The organism is Pseudomonas sp. CM25 (assembly GCF_013179705.1).
Taxonomy (GTDB): Bacteria; Pseudomonadota; Gammaproteobacteria; order Pseudomonadales; family Pseudomonadaceae; genus Aquipseudomonas.
The window spans coordinates 1-5,115 of sequence record NZ_JABMCW010000364.1 but is presented as its reverse complement, the minus strand read 5'-3'; the positions used below and the strand labels follow the sequence as shown (position 1 = coordinate 5,115).

General features: G+C 65.3%; 5 protein-coding genes and 1 pseudogene. 5 read left to right on the top strand and 1 reads right to left on the bottom strand.

Going from position 1 to position 5,115, the window contains the following annotated elements; genetic code table 11:
* From HP546_RS25585 to HP546_RS25565, 5 genes are all read left to right on the top strand, one after another.
* On the top strand, positions 1–587 hold a 587-nt coding region (locus tag HP546_RS25585; RefSeq protein ID WP_172231225.1), incomplete at its 5' end, for a glycosyltransferase.
* Positions 584–1,390: a lipopolysaccharide core heptose(I) kinase RfaP gene (gene rfaP / locus HP546_RS25580; protein ID WP_172231222.1), complete on the top strand. Its 807-nt coding sequence runs from the start codon at positions 584–586 to the stop codon at positions 1,388–1,390. The genes HP546_RS25585 and rfaP, both read left to right, overlap by 4 nt.
* The gene (locus HP546_RS25575; protein ID WP_172231219.1) at positions 1,390–2,124 is read left to right on the top strand and encodes a lipopolysaccharide kinase InaA family protein; all 735 of its coding nucleotides are present in this window, start codon (positions 1,390–1,392) and stop codon (positions 2,122–2,124) included. Before rfaP ends, HP546_RS25575 begins: the two co-directional genes overlap by 1 nt.
* On the top strand, positions 2,121–2,873 hold the full coding sequence (locus tag HP546_RS25570; RefSeq protein ID WP_172231216.1) for a lipopolysaccharide kinase InaA family protein: 753 nt from the start codon (positions 2,121–2,123) through the stop codon (positions 2,871–2,873). Before HP546_RS25575 ends, HP546_RS25570 begins: the two co-directional genes overlap by 4 nt.
* Entirely contained in the window at positions 2,873–4,315 is a 1,443-nt protein-coding gene (locus tag HP546_RS25565) for a lipopolysaccharide kinase InaA family protein (protein WP_172231213.1), read from the top strand. Before HP546_RS25570 ends, HP546_RS25565 begins: the two co-directional genes overlap by 1 nt.
* Here the strand turns inward: HP546_RS25565 and HP546_RS25560 are convergent.
* Positions 4,276–5,115 (bottom strand): annotated as a pseudogene (locus tag HP546_RS25560) (hypothetical protein); the annotation flags it as partial. The gene HP546_RS25565 and the pseudogene HP546_RS25560 sit on opposite strands and share 40 nt — an antisense overlap.

Sequence of the window (5,115 nt, the reverse complement as noted above, 5' to 3'; positions counted from 1 at the left end):
CCGAGATCCGCGCCGGGTTCCGCAAGGAATTCAACCTGGATGACGACGACCTGCTGCTGGTGCAGATTGGCTCGGGCTTCAAGACCAAGGGTGTGGACCGCAGCCTCAAGGCCCTGGCGGCACTGCCGTCGGCCCTGCGCAAGCGCACGAAGTTGATGGTGATCGGCCAGGACGACCCCAAGGTATTCCAGCTGCAGAGCGCCACACTGGGCCTGGGCGACCAGGTGCAGTTCCTCAAGGGTCGCAGCGATATCCCGCGTTTCCTGTTGGGCGCCGACCTGTTGATTCACCCGGCGTACAACGAAAACACCGGCACGGTGCTGCTCGAAGCGCTGGTGGCTGGCCTGCCGGTGCTGGTGTCCAGGGTGTGCGGCTATGCCCATTACATCGCCGAGGCCGACTGCGGCCTGGTGCTGGACGAACCGTTCGAGCAGGAACAGCTCAATAGTTACCTGCAGCGCATGCTCGAAGACCCGCAGGCCCGCGCCGACTGGGCGCGCAATGGCCTGGCCTTCGCCGACACGGCAGACCTGTACAGCATGCCGCAGCATGCCGCCGATGTGATCCTGGGGCAGGAGACCGCATGAAGCTGATACTGGCCGAACCGTTCAAGCGCCTGTGGGCCGGGCGTGATGCCTTCGACGCCGTCGAAGGGCTGCAAGGCGAGGTGTACCGCGAGCTGGAAGGGCGACGCACGCTGCGCACCGAAGTGGCGGGCGAGGGCTTTTTCGTCAAGATTCACCGCGGCATCGGCTGGGGCGAGGTTTTCAAGAACCTGTTCACCGCCAAGCTGCCGGTGCTCGGCGCAGGCCAGGAGTGGCGCGCCATTCAGCGCCTGCATGAGGTTGGTGTGCCGACCATGACCGCCGTCGCCTATGGCGAGCGTGGCAGCAATCCGGCCACCCAGCACTCGTTCATCATCACCGAGGAACTGGCGCCGACCGTCAGCCTGGAAGACTTCAGCCTCGACTGGGTCCGGCAGCCGCCCGAGCCGCGCCTGAAGCGTGCGCTGATCGGCGAAGTGGCAAAGATGACCGGTGGCATGCACCGCGCCGGGGTCAACCACCGCGACTGCTACATCTGTCACTTCCTGCTGCACACCGACCGCCCGGTTACGGCGGACGATTTCAAATTGTCGGTCATCGACCTGCACCGCGCGCAGACCCGGGCAACCATCAGCCGCCGCTGGCGCGACAAGGACCTGGCCGCGCTGTATTTCTCGGCGCTGGACATCGGTCTTACCCGACGCGACAAGCTGCGCTTCCTGCGCGCTTACTTCCAGCGCCCGCTGCGACAGGTGCTGAAGGACGAAGCCGCGCTGCTCGCCTGGCTGGAGCGCAAGGCGCAGAAACTCTACGACCGCAAGCAACGCTACGGGGATGCACTCTGATGGCGGGCTGGACACTGGCGCCGGGTTACCAACACCTGGCGGCGGACTTCGGCAGCCTCGAAGCGGTATTTGCCCTGCAAGGCGAACGCCTGACCCGCGACCCGCTCAGCGAGGTGGTGCGCATCGAGCGTGACGGCGTCAACTACTACGTCAAACGCTACACCGGGGCCGGAAAGCACCTGCGCCGCTACCTTGGCCGGCCACGCATCAAGGCCGAATGGCAGAACCTCAAGCAGTTCGCCAAGTGGGGCATTCCCACCGCCGAAGTAGTCGCCTGGGGCCTGGAGCGCGATGGCCTGGCCTTCGGCCGTGGTGCGATGATCACCCGCGAGTTGCCACGCACCGAAGACCTGTCGGCGCTGGCAGAGCGCAACGATGCACGGCTGGCGGACCGTGCCTGGGTCGCGCATGTCAGCAGCCAGCTGGCGCGCCACACCCGGGTCATGCACCAGCACCATTTCGCCCACAACGACCTGAAATGGCGCAACCTGCTGGTCGATGACCAGGGCACGCTGTTTTTCATCGACTGCCCCACCGGCGACTTCTGGCGCGGCTTCATGTGGCGGCACCGGATGATCAAGGACCTGGCCTGCCTGGACAAAGTGGCCAAATACCACCTCACCGCTACCCAGCGCCTGCGCTTCTACCTGCAATACCGTGGCCGCGACCGCTTGAATGTGCGTGACAAGAAGCGCATTCGCCAGGTATTGGGCTTTTTCGAGGGAAGGGAATGACCGATTACCTGGCCAGCGCGGACGTCGCGCTGCTCAAACGCCATGGCCTGGACGACTTCGAGGCGCTGTGGGCGCTGCAACTGGATGCCGTGGACGAACCCAACACCGGCCGCGGCGGCTGGAGCAGCGTGTACAGGCTGGAACTCGAAGGCAAGGGCTACTACCTCAAGCGCCAGAGCGACTACCTGACCCGTACCCTGCACCGGCCCTTTGGCGAACCCACCTTCGCCCGCGAATTCCGCAATATCAGCCGCTACCAGAAACTGCACATTCCCGCCTTGCAGGCGGTGTTCTATGGCGAACGCAAGCAGGCCGGCAAGCACCGGGCCATCCTGATGACCCGCGCCCTGGACGAATGGGCCGACCTCGACAGCCTGCTGGCCCAATGGCTACAGCTGGGCGGGGCCGAGCGCAACGGCATCCTCCAGGCCTGTGGCCAGCTGGCGCGCACGCTGCACAGCGCCGGCCAGGTGCATGGCTGCTTCTACCCCAAGCACATCTTCCTGCGCCAGCGCCGCGAAGGCTGGGACGCGCAGCTGATCGACCTGGAAAAAACCCGGCCGCTGCTGTTTGGCATGCGCGACCGCCTGAAGGACCTGGAGCCGCTGCTGCGTCGTGCCCGGGCCTGGGGCGAAGCCGATATCCGCACCCTGCTGGCCACCTACCTGGCACAGCCTGCCGATGGCCGGCTGGTCGACACCTGGCTGCAACGCCTGACGCAACGCCGTCGTGAAAAAGAGGCCCGCTGATGCGTTTGTCTGAACTGAAAAGGGCCGGGCGCAGCCCTGCATTGCCCCTGAGTATCACCCTGGCCGATGCCGCCGGCAGCGCCGAGTTGCAACTGCTCAGCCTGCTGCGTGTGTTGCCGGGCCAGCGCTATGTGGGGGCTGGCGTGTGGCGTGGCACCCCGGTGCTGGCCAAGTTGCTGGTGGGCAGCCATGCGGCCCGGCACTTCCAGCGTGAGTTGCAAGGCGTAAAGCTGCTGGCTGAGCAGGGCCTGACCACGCCGAAGCTGCTGGCCGACGGCCTCAAGGAAGGCGAGGGCGGCTGGCTGTTGTTCGAGTTCCTCGACGGCGCCGAAAGCCTGGCTGATGCCTGGGCTGGCGTAGAGCACCTGCCGGTGCTGGCCGACGAACAGCACCTGGTGCTGGGCGAAGCGCTGATTGCAGTGGCGCACATGCACGCCCAGGGCCTGTGGCAAGAAGACCTGCACCTGGACAACCTGCTGCGTCATGGCGGCAAGCTGTACCTGATCGATGGCGCCGGCATCAAGGCCGAAACGCCCGGCCAGCAGTTGTCACGCCCGCGCGTACTGGAAAACCTCGGCGTGTTCTTCGCCCAGTTGCCCAAGCGCCTGGAACCCTTCATCGAAGAGTTGCTGGTGCATTACCTGCTGGCCAACGCCGAACACGCCCTGCCGCTGGAAGCCTTGCAGAAGCAGGTGGACAAGGTGCGCAGCTGGCGGCAGAAGGATTATCTGGAAAAGGCCGGCCGCGAGTGCAGCCTGTTCAGTGTTGAACGCAGCCTGTCGGGCCTGCGGGCGATCCGTCGCACCGAGGTCGACGCCATGCTGCCGGTGCTGGAGCAGGCCGATGCGCTGATCGACAAAGGCCACCTGTTCAAGACCGGTGGTGCCGCCAGTGTTGCGCGCATCGAGGTCGATGGCCGTCAGCTGGTGCTCAAACGCTACAACATCAAGAGCACCGCCCACTGGTTCAAACGCTTCTGGCGCCCGAGCCGGGCCTGGCACTCGTGGATCGAAGGCCATCGCCTGGAGTTTCTCGACATCGCTACCCCGCGCCCGCTGGCGGTACTGGAGCAACGGGTGGTGGGCCTGCGCAGTCGGGCCTACCTGGTTACCGAGTACGTCGATGGCCCGGACCTGACCGCGTGTTTCGCACCCTATGTGGAAAACGGCGACGCGCCCGAAGAGCAGGTCGATGCCCTGGTGCGGGTGATGCAGCAACTGATCCGCGAGCGCATCAGTCATGGCGACTTCAAGGGCCATAACCTGTTCTGGGACAACGGTCGGTGGTCGTTGATCGATCTCGACGCCATGTGCCAGCACGCCACCCAGCTCAGCTTCGCCCCGGCCTATGCCCGTGATCGAGCACGGCTGCTGCGCAACTGGCCGAGCGGCAGCGGGCTGCATCAGCGGCTCGACCGACTGCTGCCCAAGCTGGCCGAATAATCCGCAGGCAGCGTCAGCCAGTCGCTGCTGCGTCCTGGCTGACGCACGCGGATTCGCCATTGCCCTTCCTGCCGGCGCAGCACCGCCCAGATCGGCACGTTGGTTTGCATGTGCTCGGGGATCGCGAGCTGGTAATGTCCGGCCAGGGGGTGGTGCCGCACGTTCACCTGCTGACTGCCCAGTTGCAAAAACGGCACGCCCTGCGTCTCGAACACTTCTGGCTCCGCAGCGATCGCTGAGCCGGTGAGGCGCGTTTCCGGTTGACACGCCCCCAGCAACTGATTCAGGTCGGGCAGGCCGTCGTACCAGAGCAACGGCGAGTCGACGACCCAGGTCTGGTCAAGGCGGCGTTTGATCGGCAGCTTGAGGTAGGCGAGCGGCTGCTTGGGGTCGGTCGCACGCCAGCGGCTGCCATCGAAGCTGACGTTGAAGTAGCGGCCCTGCAAGTCCTTGACGTAGTAAAGGGACAAACCCGAGCTGGCGGAAGCCTGCTCGTACACCGCTTCGCCGTGCGCCCCATCGATTAGATAGCGTATCTTTGCCTCGGCTGGCCTGGCCTGGTAGCGGGACGGCAGCGGTACCGAAGGTGGCCTGGGCATGCCGCGCAACACGCGGCGCATCATGCCGGAGCCCGCGAGCGTGTTCAGCCCTTCGGTGGCATGACTGAGGGCGGCAATGGCGTGATGAAGCGCATCTTCGTGGTCATCCTCGTTGAACGCTTCGAAACCATCCCAGATCGAGATACCCATGCGCCCGAAGGCCAGCGCCATGAGTTGGCGTTGTGGCAGTACCAGGGTAAC